The organism is Pandoraea sp. XY-2, from assembly GCF_004193915.1.
GTDB classification, from domain to species: domain Bacteria; phylum Pseudomonadota; class Gammaproteobacteria; order Burkholderiales; family Burkholderiaceae; genus Pandoraea; species Pandoraea cepalis.
On the sequence record NZ_CP030849.1, the window covers coordinates 3261740 to 3284649 of the forward strand.

The 22910-nt window shown below is 63.3% G+C and carries 17 protein-coding genes; 5 read left to right on the forward strand and 12 right to left on the reverse strand.

Annotated elements, in window-relative coordinates; translation table 11 throughout:
- Nucleotides 1-15: 15 nt before the first annotated feature.
- From rpoD to DRB87_RS14770, 4 genes are all read right to left on the reverse strand, one after another.
- Nucleotides 16-2517, reverse strand: coding sequence for an RNA polymerase sigma factor RpoD (gene rpoD / locus DRB87_RS14755; protein WP_240756003.1), 2502 nt, complete (start codon nucleotides 2515-2517; stop codon nucleotides 16-18).
- A gap of 191 nt (nucleotides 2518-2708) precedes the next feature.
- The gene (gene dnaG, locus DRB87_RS14760) at nucleotides 2709-4592 is read right to left on the reverse strand and encodes a DNA primase (RefSeq protein ID WP_130027884.1); all 1884 of its coding nucleotides are present in this window, start codon (nucleotides 4590-4592) and stop codon (nucleotides 2709-2711) included.
- A 67-nt stretch (nucleotides 4593-4659) separates the two neighbouring features.
- Nucleotides 4660-5106 (reverse strand): GatB/YqeY domain-containing protein, encoded by a 447-nt coding sequence (locus DRB87_RS14765; RefSeq protein WP_130026438.1) that lies wholly within the window; start codon nucleotides 5104-5106, stop codon nucleotides 4660-4662.
- Nucleotides 5107-5367: 261 nt separating this feature from the next.
- A complete protein-coding gene (locus tag DRB87_RS14770) occupies nucleotides 5368-6618 on the reverse strand; it encodes an NAD(P)/FAD-dependent oxidoreductase (RefSeq protein WP_130026439.1) in 1251 nt (416 codons plus the stop codon).
- Nucleotides 6619-6710: 92 nt separating this feature from the next.
- On the opposite strand from DRB87_RS14770, the gene tsaD reads away from it, so the two are divergent.
- On the forward strand, nucleotides 6711-7742 hold the full coding sequence (tsaD, locus tag DRB87_RS14775; protein WP_017231856.1) for a tRNA (adenosine(37)-N6)-threonylcarbamoyltransferase complex transferase subunit TsaD: 1032 nt from the start codon (nucleotides 6711-6713) through the stop codon (nucleotides 7740-7742).
- A gap of 82 nt (nucleotides 7743-7824) precedes the next feature.
- Here the strand turns inward: tsaD and folE2 are convergent, their stop codons facing one another.
- From folE2 to DRB87_RS14795, 4 genes are all read right to left on the reverse strand, one after another.
- Entirely contained in the window at nucleotides 7825-8634 is an 810-nt protein-coding gene (folE2, locus tag DRB87_RS14780) for a GTP cyclohydrolase FolE2 (RefSeq protein ID WP_130026440.1), read from the reverse strand.
- 199 nt (nucleotides 8635-8833) lie between these two features.
- On the reverse strand, nucleotides 8834-10750 hold the full coding sequence (gene dxs / locus DRB87_RS14785) for a 1-deoxy-D-xylulose-5-phosphate synthase (RefSeq protein ID WP_130026441.1): 1917 nt from the start codon (nucleotides 10748-10750) through the stop codon (nucleotides 8834-8836).
- A gap of 198 nt (nucleotides 10751-10948) precedes the next feature.
- Nucleotides 10949-11854, reverse strand: coding sequence for a polyprenyl synthetase family protein (locus DRB87_RS14790; protein WP_130026442.1), 906 nt, complete (start codon nucleotides 11852-11854; stop codon nucleotides 10949-10951).
- 114 nt (nucleotides 11855-11968) lie between these two features.
- Nucleotides 11969-12238: an exodeoxyribonuclease VII small subunit gene (locus DRB87_RS14795; protein ID WP_130026443.1), complete on the reverse strand. Its 270-nt coding sequence runs from the start codon at nucleotides 12236-12238 to the stop codon at nucleotides 11969-11971.
- A gap of 228 nt (nucleotides 12239-12466) precedes the next feature.
- On the opposite strand from DRB87_RS14795, the gene DRB87_RS14800 reads away from it, so the two are divergent.
- From DRB87_RS14800 to DRB87_RS14810, 3 genes are all read left to right on the forward strand, one after another.
- A complete protein-coding gene (locus DRB87_RS14800; protein ID WP_130026444.1) occupies nucleotides 12467-13582 on the forward strand; it encodes an aromatic ring-hydroxylating dioxygenase subunit alpha in 1116 nt (371 codons plus the stop codon).
- 270 nt (nucleotides 13583-13852) lie between these two features.
- Nucleotides 13853-14707 (forward strand): DMT family transporter, encoded by an 855-nt coding sequence (locus DRB87_RS14805; protein WP_130026445.1) that lies wholly within the window; start codon nucleotides 13853-13855, stop codon nucleotides 14705-14707.
- A gap of 51 nt (nucleotides 14708-14758) precedes the next feature.
- Nucleotides 14759-15643, forward strand: coding sequence for a sulfurtransferase (locus DRB87_RS14810; RefSeq protein WP_130026446.1), 885 nt, complete (start codon nucleotides 14759-14761; stop codon nucleotides 15641-15643).
- Here DRB87_RS14810 and DRB87_RS14815 read toward each other — a convergent pair.
- The 4 genes from DRB87_RS14815 to polA all read right to left on the reverse strand — a co-directional run bounded on the left by DRB87_RS14815 (nucleotide 15574) and on the right by polA (nucleotide 22115).
- Complete coding sequence (locus DRB87_RS14815; RefSeq protein WP_240756004.1) at nucleotides 15574-16443, reverse strand: ZIP family metal transporter; 870 nt, start codon at nucleotides 16441-16443, stop codon at nucleotides 15574-15576. The genes DRB87_RS14810 and DRB87_RS14815 overlap by 70 nt on opposite strands.
- A gap of 186 nt (nucleotides 16444-16629) precedes the next feature.
- Nucleotides 16630-17505: a dienelactone hydrolase family protein gene (locus tag DRB87_RS14820; protein WP_130026447.1), complete on the reverse strand. Its 876-nt coding sequence runs from the start codon at nucleotides 17503-17505 to the stop codon at nucleotides 16630-16632.
- A gap of 265 nt (nucleotides 17506-17770) precedes the next feature.
- Nucleotides 17771-19162 (reverse strand): NAD(P)/FAD-dependent oxidoreductase, encoded by a 1392-nt coding sequence (locus DRB87_RS14825; RefSeq protein ID WP_165385444.1) that lies wholly within the window; start codon nucleotides 19160-19162, stop codon nucleotides 17771-17773.
- A gap of 214 nt (nucleotides 19163-19376) precedes the next feature.
- Complete coding sequence (gene polA, locus DRB87_RS14830) at nucleotides 19377-22115, reverse strand: DNA polymerase I (protein WP_130026449.1); 2739 nt, start codon at nucleotides 22113-22115, stop codon at nucleotides 19377-19379.
- Between polA and DRB87_RS14835 the strand changes: the two genes are divergently transcribed.
- The gene (locus DRB87_RS14835; protein ID WP_130026450.1) at nucleotides 22116-22850 is read left to right on the forward strand and encodes a TIGR00730 family Rossman fold protein; all 735 of its coding nucleotides are present in this window, start codon (nucleotides 22116-22118) and stop codon (nucleotides 22848-22850) included.
- Nucleotides 22851-22910 lie beyond the last annotated feature (60 nt).

Below are 22910 nucleotides of genomic sequence, written 5' to 3' on the forward strand. Positions count from 1 at the left end.
CTCGCTCAGCTGCAATCAATTGCCTTCGAGGAACGACTTGAGCTTGTCGGAACGGCTCGGGTGACGCAGCTTGCGCAGCGCCTTGGCTTCGATCTGACGAATACGCTCACGCGTCACGTCAAATTGTTTGCCCACTTCCTCGAGCGTATGGTCCGTGCTCATCTCGATACCAAACCGCATGCGCAACACCTTGGCCTCGCGCGGCGTCAGCGAATCGAGCACATCCTTCACGACGTCGCGCATACTACCATGCAACGCGGCGTCCGCAGGGGCAACCGTGCCCGTGTCTTCGATGAAATCGCCCAGATGCGAATCGTCGTCGTCACCGATCGGCGTTTCCATGGAGATCGGCTCCTTCGCGATCTTCATGATCTTGCGGATCTTGTCCTCCGGCATCTCCATCTTCTCGGCCAGCGTCGCCGGATCCGGCTCGACACCGGTCTCCTGCAGAATCTGACGCGAAATCCGGTTCATCTTGTTGATCGTCTCGATCATGTGCACCGGAATACGGATGGTACGTGCCTGGTCCGCGATCGAACGCGTAATGGCCTGACGAATCCACCACGTCGCATACGTCGAGAACTTGTAACCACGACGGTATTCGAACTTGTCCACCGCCTTCATCAGGCCAATGTTGCCCTCCTGAATCAGATCCAGGAACTGCAGGCCACGGTTCGTGTATTTCTTCGCAATCGAAATCACCAGACGCAAGTTCGCTTCGGTCATCTCGCGCTTGGCCTTGCGTGCACGGCGCTCGCCTTCCGACATCTTGCGATTGACGTCCTTCAACTCGGTAAGCGGCAACACCACGCGCGCCTGCAAGTCGATCAGCTTCTGCTGCAATTCACGCACCGCAGGGACATTACGCTCAACCACCGAGCTGTACGCCTTGTTGTCCGCCACGACCGTGTAGATCCAGTCGAGATTGGTTTCGTTGCCCGGGAAACGCGACACGAAATCCGCACGCGGCATGCCGCACTTGTCGACCACGATATTCAGGATAGCGCGCTCGATGTTGCGCACTTCGTCGACTTGCGAACGCAGCGTGTCGCACAGACGCTCAACCGTGCGCGCCGTGAAGCGGATCGTCATCAGTTCCGCCTGGATCGCCTCGCCAGCCTTCACGTACGACTTCGACTGGTAGCCTTCCTTCTCGAACGCGCGACGCATCTTGCCAAACCAGTCGGCGATCTCGGCGAACTTGGCCAACGCGTCACGCTTGAGCTGCTCGACCTGCGCGGCCGACGCCCCGCCGCCGCTGCTGTCGTCGTCCTCGTCAGCCGCCTCTTCCGCTTCTTCCTCTTCCGCGTCCGCATCCGCGTCGAAGTCTTCGTCTTCGGCCGCTGCCGCCGCCGCTGCGGCAACCGCTTCGGCATTCGGATCGATCAGGCCGTCGACCACCTCGTCGATGCGCATTTCTTCGCGCTCGACCTTCTCGGCCATCGCCAGAATTTCGGCAATCGTCGTCGGGCACGCGGAAATCGCCTGCACCATGTGCTTCAGGCCTTCCTCGATCCGCTTGGCGATCTCGATTTCGCCCTCGCGCGTCAGCAACTCGACCGTGCCCATCTCGCGCATGTACATACGCACCGGATCGGTCGTGCGGCCAAACTCGGAGTCGACCGTCGACAGGGCCGCTTCCGCTTGCTCCTCGACTTCGTCATCCGTTGCGGCGTTCGGCGCATTGTCGTTGAGCAACAGCGTTTCGGCATCGGGTGCCTGCTCGTACACGGCAACGCCCATGTCGTTAAACGTAGCGATCACGCCTTCCAGCGCGTCGCCCTCCACCACGTCGTCGGGCAGGTGGTCGTTGATCTCTGCAAAGGTCAGGAAGCCTCGTTCCTTACCCAGCTTGATCAGTGCCCGCAGCTTGCCACGACGCTCCTCAAGTTCCTCGGCCGTACCGGGCTGGTGCGAGGAAAATGCGTCCTTGAGCAGTGCTTTCTCTTTTGCCCGGCGATCACGCGCCTTCTGCTTTTCCACTTTGGTCTGATCTTCGTTCACGGGTTGATCACTAGTATCCGCTGCGACGCTCTGCGCCACCGAGGCGGCGGTCTTCGCGGCCTTGCCGCGCGTCCTGGGGACGAGCGACTCACTTGCTGCCGACACGACCTCCACAGCCTCGGGTTTGCTGGAAGCCCCAGTCTTGCGTGGGGCTTGCGTCGCAGGTTTACTGCGGCCCGCCAGGGTCGATGCCTTGGCGGTAGTTGCGCTCTTGGCGCTTTTTTCAGCGGGTTGTCGGGCCTGCGGTTTCCCGCCGGCCGTCGCCTTCACGGTCGTTGCCGCCTTCGTCGCCCTGACGGGCGGCTCGGACTTCACCGTCGGCCTGGCTGCCTTCGCAGCCCCCACCGTCGCGGCGGTCGCACTCTTGCGCTTGGTGACATCGGTCACCTTCGCAGCCGTCTTGCCGGTCGTCTTCGATGCGCCGGCGGCTGCCTTTACTTGCGTGGTACGTTTCGCCGAACTTGCCTGGCTGGCCGTTTTCTTCGTGGCTCGACCTACCGCATCGGCTTTCACGGCAACGCCAGCTTTTGCAGAACGAGACGCCCCCTCCCACCGGATGCCGCCGCCGCGCTGGTCGCGCGCTTTGCCTTCGGTGCAGGGATAACCGTCTTTTTTCCGCTGGTCGTTGTCATCTTTGCCATAGCGATCTCGCTTGCCAGAAAACAGCCCACTGAAAACCTTCCATTGTAGCACGCGGGCTTACCTCAACTTCGCGTGCCTCCTGTGCCGGCCGGAGCCAGCAGCCGCTTCAATTCATCGCGTTGCCGCGACAGCGCTTGAGCGTGGCGCAATTCATCGGACGTCAGCGACGTCCGCTTGAAAATCGTCTCCAAGGCGTCGCACAGACCGTCGTACTGCAAGCGCCGGATCGCGCTTCTCAGTTCCGCAAGCCGCAGCGCGATCTGCTCCTCCCGACGCTCGACCTGGGTCTCATCCTCCGGGTCGAACAACAACAGGTCGCGGGCATTCTCTTCGAACGAGAGAATTTCGCGAAGAATATCGTCGAAACTCGCCCAGTTCGGCGACACCCGCAGCCGATCCGACATGAAACGAAAGTCGGCCTGCGCCCCCATTTCGCGGCAATGCGCCAGCACTTCCGAGAAAATCTCGGCGTGATGGGGCCCTTCCTGCAAAATCTTGGCTTCTTCGTCGGTTAATTCATTCCCCAGTGCCGGAAACATGAGCAGGTTCTGCAGCGCCCGATGCTCGGTTCCCACTACGCGGCGCTTCTCGCGCTTGGCCGGCGCCTTATCCCAAGTGTTCTGACGGCGTGCCGCGCCGATCGACAACTCGCACAACCCGGCCACTTCTTCGACCGAACTTTCCACCCGCTCGGCCAGTGCATGCAGGATCTGCCCTCGCAACGCGTTTGCCGGCATCTGCTGCAACAACGGCTTCGCCTCAAACAGCGCACGCGCCCGCCCTTCGGGCTGATGCATCTCCTTGCCTGCCGTCACTTCTCCGATCAGGAACTGCGACAGCGGCATGGCACGCGATACCTCATCGGCAAACGCGTCAGCGCCGTGCTCACGCACATAGCTGTCGGGATCGTGCTCGCTCGGCAAGAACAGGAACTTGAAGCTCCGGTTGTCGTCGGCATGCGGCAAACACGCCTCGAGCGCCCGGCGGGCCGCCCGCCGGCCGGCCGCATCGCCGTCAAAGCTGAACACCACCGTCTCGGTCTGGCGCAACAGCTTCTGCACGTGCATCGGCGTACAGGCAGTGCCCAACGTGGCCACCGCCTGTGGAAAGCCGAGCTGCGCCAGCGCCACCACGTCCATATACCCTTCGACCACGAGCACATAACCCGCGTCGCGAATCCCCGTGCGCGCCTCGAACAGCCCATACAGTTCGCTGCCCTTGCTGAACAGCGGCGTCTCGGGCGAATTCAGATACTTGGGCTCGCCCTTGTCCAGCACGCGCCCGCCGAACGCAATCACCTGCCCTTTCGTGTTTCGGATCGGGAACATGATCCGGTCGCGAAAACGGTCATAACGACGCTTCGCGCTGCCCGCCTCGCCCTTCTCGCTCTCGATGACGAGACCCGCGTCGAGCAACTGATCGTCGCGGTAGTCCTGAAACGCGGCGTCGAGGTTCTGCCACCCATCTGGCGCGTAGCCTAGTCCAAAATGCGCGGCGATTTCGCCCGTCAATCCTCGTCGCTTCAAATACTCGATGGCGGTCGGCGCACTACGCAATTGCTTGCGGTAGTAGTCGCAGGCACGCGTCATGACGTCGACCAGACCGAGGGTTTGCGCACGCTGCGCGGCAGGTGCCGGCGCGCCCGGCAACGGCGCCTCACGCGGCACATCCAGCCCAACATTGCGGGCCAGGTCCTCGACAGCTTCGACAAATCCGAGTCCGGCATGCTCCATCAGGAAGCTGATCGCGCTGCCGTGCGCGCCACACCCGAAGCAGTGATAGAACTGCTTGGTGGGACTTACGGTAAATGAGGGCGACTTCTCGTTATGAAAGGGGCACAGCCCCATGAAGTTCGCCCCGCCTTTCTTCAACTGCACGTAGCGGCCCACCACCTCGACGATATCGACGCGGTTGAGCAAGTCCTGCAGGAACGACTGGGGGATCACTGGATCGATACCATCGCGGCACGGCACCGTGCCGTCGCTTGCGACGGCAACTCACCGCACCACTCAATTACGCAGCCAACGCCGCCTTCACCTGCGCGGACACGGCCGTCATGTCGGCGCGACCGGCCAACTGGCCTTTGAGCACGCCCATCACCTTGCCCATGTCCTGCGGACCCGCCGCGCCCGTTTGCGCCACGGCTGCCTTGACCGCCTGCTCGACCTCGTCAGCCGAGAGTTGCTGGGGCATATAGACCATGAGCACGTCGAGTTCGGCGGCCTCCTTGTCGGCCAGATCGGTGCGACCGGCCGCCTGAAACTGGCTGATGGAATCCTTGCGTTGTTTGATCAGCTTGTCGACGACGGCCACGATCGCCGTGTCATCGAGAGAGATGCGCTCGTCGACTTCCTTTTGTTTGATTGCCGCGAGCAGCAGCCGGATGGTCCCCAGTCGTTCCGCGGCCTTGGCACGCATGGCCGTCTTCATATCTTCGGTAATGCGTTCTTTCAGACTCATGAGCAGGGGTTCCGGATTTCGAATACGTTTCAGTGTAGTGCATGCCGCCCCAAAGGAAAGGACGACTGTCGTCAGGCACTTGCCGCGTGCGTCCGCAGCCGATGGCTAGGCGCCGGCGTGAGCGAGCGCAGAAAGCACAAAAACCCGCTTGAGGAAACGATCACACACGCGATCACAAGCGGGCTCGCAGGAGACTCTGCTCCGCCCTCGGTGCGTCGTCTCCACGAAGGGGAGAGATTATCACAGCACAGAAGTCGCCGTCTACGACAGCGCGTCGCCCCCCGCCCGCTCCGCCCTCACGCTTTCGGACATTGCCTGCGCGCACGCCACGGCAGACGCCCACGCCCACTGGAAGTTATAGCCACCCAGCCACCCGGTCACGTCGACCACTTCCCCGACGAAATGCAGCCCCGGTTGTGCGCGCGCCTCCAGGGTGGCGGAAGACAGTGCCTTCGTATCGACCCCACCCCGCGTGACTTCGGCCTTGCGCCAGCCTTCAGACCCGCACGGCTTGAGCGTCCAACTGGAAAACGCCTGGGCGAGCGAGCGCAACGCCTTGTCCGGCAATTCCTGCACGCGCGCCTGCGGCGAAAGCCCGCTGTTCGCAACCCAGGCGTCGGCCAAACGGGCCGGCACCCATTGCGCCAACAGGTTGGCCAACTGCCGCTTCGATGTCGCCTTCGCCTCGAACAATGCCACCTCGATGTCAGACGATGGCGCCAGATCCAGGGTGATTGACTGCCCCGGCGTCCAGAAGCTGGAAATTTGCAGGATGGCCGGACCGGACAACCCGCGGTGCGTAAACAAGAGATCCTCAACGAAACGACCGGCGTCCTTTCCCTTGCCCGCGCTCACCTCGACTTCCAGCGACAAACCAGATAGCCCCGCAAACGGCGCCCAGGTCGACGCGTCGAACATGAGCGGCACCAGCGCGGGACGCGGCTCGACGATCTCCAGCCCGAATTGACGCGCGATCCGATAACCCCAGTCCGTCGCGCCGATTTTGGGAATCGACAGGCCACCCGTGGCGATCACCAGTCGTTTGGCCGCGATATGACCCGCATCTGTCGTCAAGTGATACGGATGCGCGCCGCCTGAGGACGTATGGGCAACGGTGTGTACAGTGCACGGCATGCGCCAATGCACGTGCCCCGTCGCACACTCCTTGCGGAGCATATCGATGATGTCCTCGGCACTGTTGTCGCAAAACAGCTGTCCGCGATGCTTTTCGTGCCAGGCAATGCGGTGACGCCCCAGCAGATCCAGAAAATCGCGCGGCGTATAGCGCGCCAGGGCCGAGCGGCAGAATCTCGGGTTCTCGGACAGGTAGTTGGCCGGTCCGGCGTTGATATTGGTGAAATTGCAGCGCCCGCCGCCTGAAATCCGGATCTTCTCCGCCAGACGCGTCGCGTGATCGATGAGCACCACGCGCAGCCCAAGCTGCCCGGCCACCGCCGCGCACATCAGGCCGGCCGCGCCAGCCCCCACGATTGCTACATCGAACTTTTCCATGGCGCGCATTGTACCCGGCAGGGCTTAGGGGCGACTGGTATACTTCTCGGTTATCTCGTTACCTTGACGCCGCACGTCTCCCCCTTCCGCCCATGCTGGTTTTAGGCATTGAAAGCTCCTGCGACGAAACCGGGCTCGCCCTTTACGACACCGAGGCCGGCCTGCTTTCGCACGCGCTGCATTCTCAGATTGCCATGCACCGCGAATACGGTGGCGTGGTGCCCGAACTGGCGTCGCGCGACCACATCCGCCGTGCGCTGCCCCTGACAGAAGCCGTGCTTGCGCAAGCTGGCAAGCCACTCAGCGCGGTCGATGCAATCGCCTACACGCAAGGCCCCGGACTCGCCGGGGCACTGCTGGTGGGCGCCAGCGTCGCGAACGCCCTCGCGTTTGCGCTCGGGCGTCCAGTCGTGGGCGTGCACCATCTGGAGGGCCATCTGCTCTCTCCGCTGCTCGCACCGGATGCCCCCGATTTCCCGTTCGTCGCTTTGCTGGTCTCTGGCGGCCACACGCAGTTGATGGAAGTCCGCGCCTTCGGCCAGTACGCCATGCTCGGCGAAACACTGGACGACGCCGCCGGCGAAGCCTTCGACAAGACCGCCAAGTTGCTGGGACTCGGCTACCCGGGCGGGCCGGCCATCTCGCGCCTGGCCGAGTTCGGTACGCCGGGACGCTACGACTTGCCGCGTCCGATGAAGCATTCGGGCAACCTTGACTTCAGTTTCAGCGGATTGAAAACCGCCGTGCTCACGCAGGTGCGCAATCTCGGCGGCAACGTATGCGACCAGGAAAAGGCGGATCTCGCGCGAGGCTTCGTCGACGCCATCGTCGACGTGCTCGTCGCCAAGTCGATGGCCGCGCTCAAGCAGACAGGCATGAAAACGCTGGTCGTGGCAGGGGGCGTGGGTGCCAACACCCAGCTTCGCGAAGGACTCAATGAAGCCGCTCGCCGCCGTGGCTATCGCGTGCACTATCCGGACCTGGCTTTCTGCACGGATAACGGCGCCATGATCGCCTTCGCCGGCGCCATGCGGCTCAAGTACTGGCCGGATGAAGCGGACAGCGAATACGCCTACACGGTCCGCCCGCGCTGGGATCTGGCCGACATCGTGCGCGGCGTCTAGCGCATCGCACGGCAAACGCCCAAGAAAAAACCGCTCCAAGGAGCGGTTTTTCATTGCATGCGCCGCGCGAGGCGCAGCAAGATCAGGCCGCCACGCGCTTGTCGCGTTCGATCACGGCGTAAGCGCTGTGATTATGGATCGACTCGAAATTCTCCGCTTGAAGCGCGTAGGCCGCGACGCGCGGCTCATTGTTAAGCCGCGTTGCCACGTCGCGCACCAGATCCTCGACGAACTTCGGATTCTCATAGGCCCGCTCGGTCACGTACTTCTCATCCGGACGCTTGAGCAGCCCCCACAACTCGCAGGACGCCTCCTCCTCCGCCATGCGCACCAGTTCCTCGACGGCGATATCGCCCGCGATTTCGGCGTCGATCGTGATGTGCGAGCGCTGATTGTGCGCGCCGTACTGCGAGATCTTCTTCGAGCACGGGCAAAGGCTCGTGACCGGCACGAGCACCTTGAGCCACACGCGCGTCTGACCATTGCGCACGTCGCCGGTGAGCGTCACTTCGTAGTCCAGCAAGCTTTGCACGCCCGAGACCGGTGCCGTCTTGTTGATGAAATACGGAAACGTCACTTCAATTCGACCGGCATCGGCTTCGAGTTTTTCCAGCATGCTGTCGAGCATGGCGCGAAAACCCGCCACGTCCAGCGGCGCGCGATGCGCTTCGAGCAGCGCCACGAAGCGCGACATGTGCGTGCCCTTCTGATCGGCAGGCAGATGCACGTCGAGATTGAACAAGCCCACGGTGGCCTGCGCCTCCCCATCGGCCAGACGCACTGACAGCGGATGACGCACACCGCGCACACCCACGCGCTGAATCGGGATCTGCCGGGTATCGACGGTGCTTTGCACGTCGGGCATGACGAAAGCGGGGTTCATCTGATTCATCTAATTCTTCCTTCTTTGCCGGCAAGCCGACTTGGGGGAGGCAATGGGCAAACGTTTCCGACGCCTGGCTCACCAGCCGCTGACAGTTGTCGTCGGAATCGTGCCGGAGACCCCGGCACGGTATCGGGAAAGGGCGATTCAAAACGAAACGATCCGGCATGTAAGCCGGATCGTTCGGAGGTTCAGGACTACCGGACGCTCAGGCGACGAGCTTGGTCGTGACCTTGCCAGCGGCTTGCGACGCCTGCATCAGCGGCAGGTCGAAGCGGGCACGGACGGACTTCGCGATACCCGCCGCATCGAGCCCCACGGCAGCCAGCAGCAGCGCCGGGTCGCCATGATCGATGAAGCGATCGGGCAGGCCCAATTGTAGTACAGGCCGAATCTCCCCACCGGCAAGCAGGGATTCCGCCACGGCCGACCCCGCACCGCCCATGATGCTGCCCTCTTCCACCGTGACCAGATAGTCGTGCGTTTGCGCCAGTCGTGCGATCAATGCCTCGTCGATCGGCTTGACGAAGCGCATGTCGGCCACGGTGGCGTCGAGTTCCTCGGCTGCGGCAAGCGCCGGGGCCACCATGCTGCCGAACGCAAGAATTGCCACACGGCGTCCAGCCTCGGCGTGTCCCTCGCGTCGCACAACACCCTTACCGATCGGCAGTGCGCTCATCGTCGATTCGATCGCCGCGCCCGTGCCGGCACCGCGCGGATAACGCACGGCCGACGGGCCGTCGATCTGCACACCGGTATAGAGCATCTGACGGCATTCGTTCTCATCCGACGGCGCCATCACGACCATATTCGGAATGCAGCGCAAATAGGCGATGTCGTATGCGCCCGCGTGCGTTGCACCGTCTGCGCCGACCAGGCCCGACCGATCGAGCGCGAACACGACCGGCAGATTTTGCAGCGCAACGTCGTGAATCAGCTGATCGTAACCGCGCTGCAGGAACGTCGAGTAGATCGCGACCACGGGCTTGAGGCCCTCGGTCGCCATACCGCCGGCGAACGTCACGGCGTGTTGCTCGGCAATGCCCACGTCGTAGTAACGCGTCGGGAAACGCTTCTCGAACTCCACCATGCCCGAGCCTTCGCGCATGGCCGGGGTGATCCCCACGACTCGCTTGTCGGCTTCGGCCATATCGCAGAGCCAGTCGCCGAACACTTGCGTGTAGGTCTTCTTGCTGCTCGCGCTCGGCTTGATCCCTTCGGCCGGGTTGAACTTGCCCGGACCGTGATACAGCACCGGATCGGCTTCGGCCAACTTGTAGCCGTATCCCTTGCGCGTGACCACGTGCAGGAATTGCGGCCCCTTCAGATTCTTGATGTTCTCGAGCGTCGGAATCAGCGAATCGAGGTCATGACCGTCGATCGGGCCGATGTAGTTGAAGCCGAACTCTTCGAACATCGTCGCCGGCACGACCATGCCCTTGGCATGCTCTTCGAACTTGCGCGCCAGCTCCAGCACCGGCGGCGCCACGCTCAGCACCTTCTCTACGCCCTTCTTCGCCGCAGCATAGAAGCGACCCGACATCAGGCGGGCAAGATAGCGATTGAGGGCACCGACCGGCGGCGAGATCGACATGTCGTTGTCGTTAAGGATGACCAGCAGCGGCACGTCTTCATGCACCCCCGCATTGTTCATCGCCTCGAACGCCATACCGGCGGTCATGGCGCCATCGCCGATCACCGCGATGCCGAAGCGATGCTCGCCCTTCGTGCGCGCACCAAGCGCCATGCCCAGCGCCGCTGAAATCGATGTGCTCGAATGCGCCGTGCCGAACGTGTCATACGGCGATTCATCGCGCTTCGGGAAGCCCGAAATACCGCCGAGCTGACGCAGCGAAGCCATGGCGTCGCGGCGACCCGTCAGGATCTTGTGCGGATAGCTCTGGTGCCCCACGTCCCAGACAATGCGATCCTCCGGCGTGTTGAACACGTAGTGCAGTGCAATCGTCAGCTCGACCGTGCCGAGATTGGACGACAGGTGACCGCCCGTGCGCGACACGCTCTCGAGCACGAAGGCACGCAGCTCTTCGGCCAACGGCGCGAGTTGGCGACGCTCCAAACGCCGCAACGCGGCCGGGTCATCGATGGTATTTAGCAGTTCGTACATCGTCATTCCATATGTAGGCGTTCTGGTCGGGCAGCCCTGCCTGGCGAGCCGGCCCCGATCTCCTGCCGGTGCGTTCTGTGGGGAGATCCGCGCCGACCCTCATTGCCCCTTGCCTGTTTCTACTGCAAACGCCCCCGGATCACGCGATCCTTTGCCGCTTGGGTCGCCTCGAAATTTGCCTGTCCGGCGATTCGCCGGTCAGTTGATGCGATCGACCACGTAATCGGCCAGGGCACGCAGCCGATCCGCATTGCCGAGCGTCGCACTCGCCGCGTGAGCATCGGCCCGCAGCTTCTCCGCGTAGCCGCGCGCGCCGTCGAGGCCCATCAGCGATACGTAGGTCGGCTTGTCGTTGGCCGCGTCCTTGCCGGCCGTCTTGCCGAGCGTGGCCGAATCGGCCGTGGTATCGAGAATGTCGTCCACGACCTGGAAGGCCAGGCCGACGGCCGCCGCGTAGGCGTCCAGCGCGCGCGTTTCATCGTCCGACAATGCACGGCCGCAGATGGCGCCCATGCGCAGCGACGCGCGCAACAAGGCCCCCGTCTTCAGTCGATGCATGTTTTCCAGTTGCGACTGGTTCAGCTTGATGCCGACGCTCTCCAGATCGATCGCCTGCCCGCCGGCCATGCCCAGCGCCCCCGAGGCCAGCGCCAGTTCGCGCACCAGCGCAAGCGACTGTGCGGCGCTCAGGTCGCCCGTGGCTTCGCCGAGCAGCACAAACGCTTGCGTTTGCAGCGCGTCGCCCGCGAGCAGGCCGGTCGCTTCGTCGTATTGCACATGCACCGTCGGCTTGCCGCGGCGCAGAGCGTCGTCGTCCATGCACGGCAGATCGTCATGCACCAGCGAATAGGCGTGGATCATTTCCACGGCGCACGCGGCACGATCCAGGGCCGTCTCGCTTGCCTGGGTCACCTCGCCGGCGGCAAAGCACAGCAGCGGACGCACACGCTTGCCGCCGCCGAGCACGGCGTAGCGCATCGATTCATTCAGTCGTGCCGAGCCGCCATCGGTAGCCTTGGGCAGCGCGGCGTCGAGCGATTGTTCCACACGGGCCTGTACTGCCTGCATCCAGGCCTTGATATTCTGATCCGCCATCGTCTTCATCCTGCACGTGCCCGTTGGGCCGTGCGTGTTATTGAGTCGCCCCACGCCGCGTTGGGACGTCTTCGCTCATGCGTCACATGTCGCAGGTCGGCTTGCCGTATCACCCGGCGCCGCTCAAAACTCGTCGCGCACCGGCTCGAGCGGCTTGAGCGCCTCTCCCTCGAGCACCTTGACCTGCTGCTCCACCTTCTCGAGCAGGCCCTGGCAGTATTTCACCAGCACGGCACCACGCCGGTAGGCGCCAAGCGACTCCTCCAGCCCCAGCTCACCGCCTTCCATACGCCCCACAAGCTTTTCGAGCTCGGCGAGCGCAGCCTCATAGGTCTCGGGCAGGTCCTGCGGCACGTCGGGTGCCGCGTCTTGCGACTTTGCAGTCTTGGCCATAAACGCAAAATTCGGGTCGAATGTTCCATTTTACGGCAAAAGCGCATCGGCTCGCAGAGCGTAAATTGCCTCAAAACCGATCGCACTGACAATTTTCGGACATTATTTAACGCAAATCATGGACTTAGCGGCCCTCATCAGCCCAGACAAGGTATAATTCTCGGTTCCCCTAAATCGATTTTTCGATGGTTGGGTTGTTCACTGCTTTCAAGCTAGTCGGGAGTGGGAATGTCCAATCTAAGCAGCGCTTTGCAACTCAAACCGGCCTCGAGCCAACTGCCGGTCTACACGTATTTCGACGAGGCGCTCCTCGCCCGCGAACGTGAAGTCCTCTTCGAACACGGTCCTCGGTACGTAGGCCATGAGCTGATGGTGCCCGACGCCGGCGACTATTTTGCGCTGCCTGCCGAACAGGAAGGTCGCATGCTGGTGCGCAATGGCGCGGGCCAGCATGGCGGCATCGAACTGCTCTCGAACGTCTGCCGCCATCGTCAGGCGATCATGCTGGGCGGCCGTGGCAATGCGCGCAACATCGTGTGCCCGCTCCATCGCTGGACTTACGACACGAAGGGCGAACTACTCGGCGCGCCGCATTTCCCGGAAAAGCCCTGCCTGAACCTCGGCAAGTTCCCGCTGCAACGCTGGAACGGACTGCTGTTCGAAGCGCAGGGCCGCGACGTTCAGGCCGATCTTGCCCGCCTGGGCGTCAAGCATCATCTCGACTTTTCGAACTTCATGTTCGATCACGTTGAAGTGCATGAATGCAATTACAACTGGAAGACGTTCATCGAGGTTTATCTCGAGGACTATCACGTCGTACCGTTCCATCCCGGGCTGGGCAGCTTCGTTTCCTGCGAAGACCTGAGCTGGGAATTCGGCGACTGGTATAGCGTTCAGACGGTCGGCGTGCACGAAGGTCTCGCCAAGCCGGGCAGCCCGATCTATCGACAGTGGCACGACGTGCTGATGCGGTACCGCGAAGGCGTGCCGCCGGACTTCGGCGCGATCTGGATGGTGTACTACCCGCATCTGATGATCGAGTGGTATCCGCACGTGCTGGTGGTGTCCTGGCTGATTCCGCGCGGACCGCAGAAAACGACGAACATCGTCGAATTCTATTACCCCGAGGAAATCGCGCTCTTCGAACGCGAATTCATCGAGGCCGAGCGGGCCGCGTATATGGAAACCGCCCGCGAAGACGACGAGATCGCCGAGCGCATGGACGCCGGCCGCCGTGCATTGTTCGAGCGCGGCGTGTCGGAAGTCGGTCCATATCAAAGCCCGATGGAAGACGGTATGCAGCACTTCCATGAGTTCTTGCGCCGCCAGATGGGCGATTTCTGAGCGCTGGCACGCCAGCCCGTCTCACGAGTTGAGACGGTTGAAGTGCCGGGTTGAGACACCACCGGACGGCCAATGTGGCGCCCGCGAGACCGAATTAAATATTTGCCGAAATTTCGGAGAACGGCGGGCCATCGGCCCGCCGTTTTCGTTAGAATCGTCGCAACGTTCTCGACATGACCGCGCGCGCACTCCATCTGCCGCACGCGTTGCCCGCGCTCGGTTCACAGCGCCTCAGCTCGCTTCTTCGCCGTCAATCGGCCCCCATTCGCCATGCAATCGCTCTGGATGTTGGTCTCCGCCTTCATGTTCACGTTGATGGGGCTATTCATCAAGCTGGCGGCAAACGAATACAACACCGGCGAAATCATTCTCTACCGCAGCCTTATCGGTGTCGTCGTTTTGCTGGTGTTGGCGCGCGCACGCGGTCATTCGATTCGAACACGCCACCTCGGCGCGCACGTCAAACGCAGTACTGCCGGCGTGATCTCCCTCGGCCTGTGGTTCTATTCCCTCACGCAACTGCCGCTTTCCACGGCGATGACCCTCAATTACATGTCGCCGATCTGGATCTCCCTGATCGTGATGGCGACGGCCGCCATGCGCGGCAGCCTGCGAGCCGACTTCCGCCTGGTTGCCGCGATCTTCGCGGGATTCGTCGGTGTTGCCCTGTTGCTCCAGCCGACGATCGACAGCCAGGCGTGGACCGCCGGCGTGGCGGGCGTCGTCTCGGGCGTGTTCTCGGCCATCGCGTACATGCAGGTCAAGGACCTTGGCGCGGCGGGCGAACCCGATTGGCGCATCGTCTTCTATTTCTCGCTGGGTGGGGTACTGCTGGGCCTCGGCTGGGTCGCCATCGACGGCATGCACGCGCTGACCTGGCGCAGCGCCGGCCTCATGCTCGGAGTCGGAATCGCGGCGCTCGTCGCCCAAACGGCACTCACCCGCGCCTTCAGTTTGGGCAACACGCTGGTCACTGCGAATCTGCAATATTCCGGCGTAATCTTCGCTACACTGGTCAGCATGCTTGTCTGGGACGATTGGCCCGCGCTGGCCGGCTGGATCGGCATGCTGCTCATTGTGGCGAGCGGCATGACCGCACTGCGCCGACCGTCGGCCACGGCCTGATGCCGGGTGGTTCCCGCCACCCGTTCCCCCACGCCCGCCTGCGGAGACGCCATGATTCACACGCACTTCACCACGCTCATCAGCCCGCAAAATCTTGACGCGCTGATGCAAACCGCCGCCGACGGCGGTGCCCCGGTGATCCTCTTCGATTGCCGATTCGATCTCGCGAATCCGACGGCCGGCGAAACGGCGTATGTCGACGGCCACCTCTTCGGCGCCTTCTACACCCACCTCGAACGCGACCTGTCGGGAAAGACGACAGGCAGGAACGGTCGCCATCCGCTGCCCGAGCGCGACACCCTCGCCCGCCAACTCGCCGCATGCGGGTTGTCGAAGGGCCAGCAAGTCGTCGCCTACGACGCGCAAGGTGGCGTCTATGCCGCCCGCCTGTGGTGGCTGCTGCGCTGGCTGGGCCACGAGTCTGTTGCCGTGCTCGACGGCGGCCTGCAGGCCTGGGAAGCGGCCGGCTTCACGCTCGACGCCGCCCCGCCCGAAGCGCCGCCACCGGGTGATTTCACCGCAGGCGAGCCGCTCGCCACCACCGCCGACGCGGCGGCCATCGAGCGCAACCTGACGTCGCACGAGCGTCTGATCGTCGATGCACGGTCACCGGATCGGTATCGCGGCGAGAACGAAACGCTCGATCCGATCGGCGGCCACATTCCCGGTGCAGTCAATCACTTCTTCAAGGACAACCTCGGCCCGGATGGGCGCTTCAAACCCGCCGCCGCCCTGCGCGAAGCCTTCGCGCAGGTCATCGGCAAGGATCGCCTGCCCGAGCGCGTCATCTCGCAATGCGGCTCAGGCGTGACGGCTTGCCACAATCTGCTGGCGATGGAGGTCGCGGGCCTTCATGGGGCCAGCCTCTATGCGGGGTCGTGGAGCGAGTGGTGTGCGGACAAGCGCCGTCCGGTCGCCACCGGCGCCCAGCCGTAAGCCCCGCCGACACCTGCCAACGACATCGCCAGGGCGCTGCGGGGGGCGTCATGGTCGCGACCGTGGGCGTGCTCATGATCGTGGCCGTTGAGCCATACCACCAGCGCCAGTCCCACCGCGATCAGCAGGATCTGGGGCAGCGCGTCGCGCGGCGACGTGCGGCGCTGCATCTGCGGCATCAGGTCCGACACGGCGATATAGATGAAGCTGCTTGCCGCCAGCGCCAGCAAATACGGGATCAGGCTCTGAAGACGGTCGAGCATGAAGTAACCGAGCACACCGCCGGCCAGCGCCGTCAGGCTCGAGGCCAGCGTCAGCACCAACGCCTTGCGACGCGGAAAACCGGCGTTGAGCAGCACCATGAAGTCGCCGAGCTTGTGCGCCACCTCGTGGACCGTGATGGACACCGTTGCCGCAACCCCGAGGCGCGGATCGGTGAGGAACGCCGCCGCGATCACGACACCATCGGCAAAGTTGTGAATCGCGCTTCCGACCAGAATCATCCAGCCGCCTTTGCCTGCTTCATGGGCGTCGTGCCCGTGCTCATGGTGATGCCCGTCGCCCTCGTGATGATGGCTGTGGCGCAACAACGCCAGCTTTTCCAGCAGGAAGAATCCAAGCAATCCGCCCAGCAGCCAACCGGTGATGACGTGCGCATCGACATGCGACTCGAGGCTTTCCGGCAGCAGGTGCAGCAGCGCCGTGCCAAGCAGCACGCCCGCCGAAAAGCTGACCATCTTGTCAATGAGCTTCGAGAGCAGGCCAAGCGACAGCGACGCCGCGCCAGCAAGGCTCAACACGCCGGAAGCCAGCGTGGCGATGACGATAAAAAGAAAGATGGCGTCGATGGTGATTCTCCCGCAGGCAAGGCGGCGATTTAACCAGCTTTTCCCGTCACAGGCAAACCGTCGGCTCGCGAAGCACAGTGGCGTACCCCCCACCGACGGGCTCAATGCCCTCGCCAGCCGGCCCGCGACATCGGCGGCTCACGCCACGCCGTGCTTGTGCAGCCAGTCCAATGCCAATGTCCAACCTTCCTTCGCGTCGGCTTCGACATAGCTCGACCGGTAATCTGCGAAGAATGCGTGCCCCGAATTCGGGAATACCTTCAGCTTCGAGGCTCTCGACGCCGCATCGCCGCGCGCAAGGGCCTCACGTGCCTGTTCCACGCTTGTCACGGGAATGCCTTGGTCCTTGCCGCCGTACAGGCCGAGCAGCGGCCCGTGCAGCTTGCCCGCGATATCGATCGGCTGCCTTGGGAAATCGGGGCTCCTGTCACCGACGATGCGCCCGTACCAGGCCACCGCCGCCTTCACATTGGGATTGTGCGCGTCGTAGAGCCAGGCGACGCGGCCGCCCCAGCAGAAGCCGGTAATGGCGATACGCTTCTCGTCTCCGCCATTGGCCAGCGCCCACTTGAGCGTGGCGTCGATGTCGCGCATCACCTGTTCGTCCGGTGTCTTGGCGACGATCTGCGACTGAATCTCGGCAACCGTGCCCAGCGACTGCGGATCGCCCGCGCGCGCGAATAGCTCCGGCGCGACCGCCAGATACCCGAGTTTGGCGAAACGTCGGCAGATATCGGCAATATGCTGATGCACGCCGAAGATCTCCGAAACCACGACGATGGTCGGCAGATGCGTCTTGCCCGCAGGTTTCGCGTAGTAGACCGGCATTTTGATGTCGGGCACGTCGAGCAGGGTTTCGCCCGCGTCCAGCCCTTGCGCATCGGTCGTGATGGTTTCGGCCGCCACCGGCAGCACGGCCAGCGCAAACGCCGAACCGACGGCGGTCTTCAGAAATTCGCGCCGGTTGCTCGGCGCCACTTCGGGCACAAGACTATCCAGATCCGCTTGCGACATGTCGTACTCCAGGGAAACACGTCAGTAAAGGCATGCCGGGGAGACCGCCAACGGAAACGTCGGGATGCGCCTCCGCCCCGGGGCCGGACGTTGGGATCTTACTAGAGTGAAGATGCGCTTGCACTCGGACACCGGCGCGACGGCGATCGGAACCCTCCGAAACGGGTGCCCACCGCCACAGCGCAGGCTGCCTGACACCCGGTCAGGCCGCGAAACCCGTGCGGCCTGACCAGCGGCAAAACGTGAACCCAATGTCAGCTGAGCGTCAGTGCAGCTTCACGCGCGGCACGGTCGAACGACGCAGGCGATTGGCAACAGTATCGAGCATCATGCGCCAGCCCCCATGCAGCGCCGCCACGTGCATGCGGTAGAGCGACGTATACATCACCCGCGCAAACAGCCCTTCGATGAACATGCTGCCGCCGATGAGCCCGCCCATCAGATTGCCCACCGCGCTGAACTTGCCTAACGAGACAAGCGAACCGAAATCGCGATAAGTGAACGTCGGCAGGCTTTGCCCTTTGAGCCGGGCGTCAATCGCCTTGACCAGGAAGCTCGCCTGCTGGTGCGCCGCTTGCGCCCGCGGCGGCACGAAGCCGTGCTCCGGCCATTCGCAACTCGCGCAGTCGCCGAACGCGAAGATGTCCGGATCCGACTTGCTTTGTAGCGTCGGCAACACTTCGATCTGGTTCAGACGATTGACGGCAAGCCCCAGTTGTCCCAACACCGGCGGCGCCGTAATGCCCGCCGACCAGACCGTGATGTCGGCCGGCAGCACACGCCCCCCGGTCGTCGTGACTTCATTCTTGCGCACCTCGGCGACCGAATCGCCACACAGGATGTCGACGTCGAGCTTGCCCAGCAATCCGGCCACCGCTCCCGATACGCGCTCCGGCAACGCCTTCAGAATGCGAGGACTCGATTCGATGATGGTGATGCGTACATCCTTGCGCGGATCGAGCTTCAACCCGTAGGAACGCAACACTTCCGCCGTGTTGCGCAGCTCTGCCGACAGTTCGACACCCGTCGCGCCCGCGCCCACGATGACGAGGTTGACCTTGGGGCGGCCTTCGACCTTGGGGGCGGGCGCAGCCGCCGTATCAGGGGGCACCTCATGAACGCCTTGCGCGACCGGCGCCGCCAGCGCGCTCGGCAACGGCGCTTCGGCTTCATTCTGCGCGCGCACGCAGGCGGCCATCAGCCGACGACGGAAGCGCTCCGCCTGCTCGACGGTATCGAGTGCGATGGTATTTTCCTGGGCACCGGCCACCCCGAAGAAGTTGGTCGTGCTGCCGATGGCGAGCACGAGCGTGTCATACGCCAGTGTGCGCTCGGGCAGCAAATCGCCCTCGCCTTCGTCGGCTGCCGCAGGCACCGCCGCCAGCCGGATCGTCCGGTTCGCGCGATCCAGACCGATCATCTCGCCGGCCGCAAACTCGAAACGATGCCAGTTGGCCTGAGCGACATACGAGAGCTGATGCGTTGCGGTGTCCATGACACCGGCAGCGACCTCGTGCAACAGCGGCTTCCAGATGTGCGACAAGGAACGGTCGACCAGCGTCACCTGAACGTCCTTCCCACGCCCGTACTTGTCGCCCAGGCGGGTGACAAGCTCCAGACCGCCGGCGCCGCCGCCGACCACAACGATACGATGCACACTCACAATAACTCCCCGTGCTTGGAAAACCGTCCGGCCGGTCGGCATTTGCCGCGCCGGCGATAGCGATTACCTTACCGCAGAGTGCGGAGTTCGGGTATGGCTGTCACCCTATTCCCGCTATTGAGCCATGCGATACGGGCCGACAGCGGCGTCAGCCAAGGCGCGGGCCGCCCGCGCGACGCGCTCACTTTAGGTGTCAACCCAACGCCGTTCAGTGGGCCTGTTCCCAATTCTCGCCCACGCCGACTTCGGCCACGAGGGGCACGCGCAACTTCGCCACGCCGCACATCAGTTCCGGCAAACGCTTGCGAACCTCGGCCAGTTCATGGTCGGGCACTTCGAGCACCAGTTCATCGTGCACCTGCATGATCTGACGCGTCTGCAGGCCGCTGTCGTCCAACCAGCGCTGCACGGCGATCATCGAGAGTTTGATGAGATCGGCGGCCGTGCCCTGCATCGGGGCATTGATGGCGGCACGCTCGGCGGCCTGGCGGCGCGGTCCGTTGCCGCCATTGATGTCCGGTAGCCACAGACGGCGTCCGAAGACCGTTTCGACATAGCCGCGCGCCTTCGCACTCTTGCGCGTCTCGTCCATGTAACGCGCCACGCCGGGGTAGCGCATGAAATAGCGGTCGATGTACTGCTTGGCGGCGTCGCGTTCGATACCGAGGTTCGCGGCCAGCCCGAACGCGCTCATGCCGTAGATCAGACCGAAGTTGATGACCTTGGCGTAGCGACGTTGTTCGGTCGACACCTCGATCGGCGTGACGGCGAAGATTTCCGCCGCCGTGGCGCGGTGAATGTCCTCGCCGTTGGCGAATGCGCGCAGCAGGCTTTCGTCGCCCGAGATATGCGCCATGATGCGCAGCTCGATCTGCGAGTAGTCCGCCGACACCAGTTGGCTGCCCTGAGGTGCAATGAATGCCTCGCGAATGCGGCGACCCTCGGCCGTGCGCACGGGAATGTTCTGCAAATTCGGATCGTTCGACGCCAGGCGCCCGGTGATCGCCACGGCCTGCGCATAGTTCGTGTGCACGCGGCCGGTCGAGGCATTGACCATCTTCGGCAACTTGTCGGTGTACGTCGACTTGAGCTTGGCAAGGCCACGGTAATCGAGCAGCACCTTCGGCAACGGATAGTCTTCGGCGAGCTTCTGCAGCACTTCCTCGTCGGTCGACGGGGCACCGCTCGCCGTCTTCTTGACGATCGGCAGTTGCAGCTGCGTGAAGAAAATGTCGCCGATCTGCTTGGGCGAATTCAGATTGAACTGCTGCCCGGCCAGTGTGTACGCTTCGGCTTCGAGCGCGACCAGCTTCTGGCCGATCTCGTCGCTCTGCGCGGCCAGACGGGCCGTGTCGACAAGCACGCCGTTGCGCTCCATGCGCTGCAGCACGCGCGCCGTGGGCATTTCGATGTCTCGGTAGACGAACTCCAGCGTGGCTTCACGCGCCACGTCGGGATAGATCGCGCGGTGCAGTCGTAGCGTGATGTCGGCGTCTTCGGCGGCGTAGGCGGTCGCGCGCTCGACGGTGACTTCGTCGAAGCCGATCTGCTTGGCGCCCTTGCCGCATACCTCTTCGTACTTGATCGTCGTCACGCCGAGATGGCGCGAGGCCAGGCCGTCCATGTCATGGCCGCGGTGCGATTCGAGCACATACGACTGAAGCATCGTGTCGTGCGCAATGCCGCGCAACACGATGCCGTAGTTCTCCAGCACGTGGGCATCGTACTTGAGGTTCTGTCCGACCTTCTTGTGGTCAGGACTTTCGAGCCAATGCTTCAGACGCGCCAGCACTTCGTCTCGCGGCAATTGGTCGACATCGCCCGGCGCGCGATGGGCCACCGGAATGTAGGCGGCGCGTCCCGGTTCGCAGGACAACGACAGGCCAACCAGTTGCGCCTGCATTGCGTCGAGCGAGGTGGTCTCGGTATCGAATGCCGTCAACTCGGCCGACTCGATGATCTTCAGCCATGCGTCGAACTGCGCCCACGTCAGCACGGCTTCGTATTCTCGCGCGATCGTGTCGGCCACAGGTGCCGGCGCCGGCTCACCGGCCTGCGTGGCAACGGCGGCCTGCGCTTCGCGCAGCAAGGTCTTGAAGCCGTGACGCACGAAGAAATCGCGCAGCGTTTCGACATCTTCAGGCTGCGATTGCAGGCTCGCGTCGATGGAGGTGACCTGTGGTGCGAGATCGCAATCGAGCGCGACTGTCACCAGCTTGCGCCCCATCGGCAGCCAGTCGAGCGCGCGGCGCAGGTTTTCGCCCGCCGCCCCTTTCACCTCCGCGGCGTTCGCAACAAGATTGTCGAGATCTCCGTATTGCGTGAGCCACTTGACGGCCGTCTTCGGCCCGCATTTGTCCACGCCCGGCACGTTATCGACCGTGTCGCCGACAAGCGTGAGGTAATCGACGATGCGCTCGGGCGGCACGCCGAATTTCGCGGCGACGCCGGCGGCATCGAGCGTTTCGTTCGTCATTGTGTTGACCAGTGTCACGCGGTCGTTCACGAGTTGCGCCAGATCCTTGTCGCCGGTGGAGACGACCACGCGCATGCCGCGCTCGGCCGCCTGCCTTGCCAGCGTGCCGATGACGTCATCGGCCTCCACGCCATCGATCATCAACAGCGGCCAGCCCATGGCGCGCACCGCCTCGTGAATCGGCTCGATCTGCGCGCGCAGATCTTCCGGCATCGACGGACGATTCGCTTTGTATTCGGGGTACCAATCGTCCCGGAACGTCTTGCCCTTGGCATCGAAAACGCAGGCGCTATACTCTGCGTGGACGTCTTTACGCATGCGGCGCAGCATATTGACGATGCCGTGAAGCGCCCCCGTCGGCTCGCCATTGGGACCGCGCAAATCCGGCAGGGCGTGATAGGCTCGATAGAGATAACTCGAACCATCGACCAATAAGAGCGTCTTACCTTCCAGACTTTGCTGTTCCGACATATGACCAAGAGAAGAAAAGAAATACCGAGTCTGCGCATGCTGGCAGACCATGAGCGCGCCACCGCAAAAAAGGCGCGCGCGTCGTGGCAGATGTTCACGATTATGGCAGAGTTCATCGAGGCGACCGAGTACCTGTCCGAGATCCGGCCGGCCGTCAGCATCTACGGCAGCGCGCGCATCAAGCCGAAATCGCCGTTTTACAAACTGACGATGACCATCGCCCGCAAATTCTCCGACAACGGCTTTGCCGTCATCTCCGGCGGCGGGCCCGGCATCATGGAAGCCGCCAATAAGGGCGCGCACGGTGGCGCCTCGCCGACCGTCGGCCTGAACATCGAACTGCCGCACGAACAAAAGGGCAATCAGTACCAGGACATCTCACTGCGTTTCCGACACTTCTTCACGCGCAAGGTCACGTTCGTGAAGAACTCGGACGCGTTCGTCATCATGCCGGGCGGCTTTGGCACGCTCGACGAACTGTCCGAAGTCCTCACGCTCATCCAGACGCAGAAGTCGCGCCATGTGCCCGTGATCCTCGTCGGCACGGAATTCTGGAAGGGGCTACTCGAATGGGTGCGCTCGACGATGCTGCCGATGGGCCTCATCGGCGAAAAGGATCTCGACCTGGTGCAGGTCATGGACGACCCCGACGACATCCTCAAAGCGGTGTTCGCGTTCTACGACGGCCACATCGAGCCCGAAACGGAAAGCAGCGAGAAGATGTTCTACCTGTGATCGCGACGGGCAGCCGCCCAAGCGTCATCATCCAAAGTCAATACGGCGCCGCGAGTGATC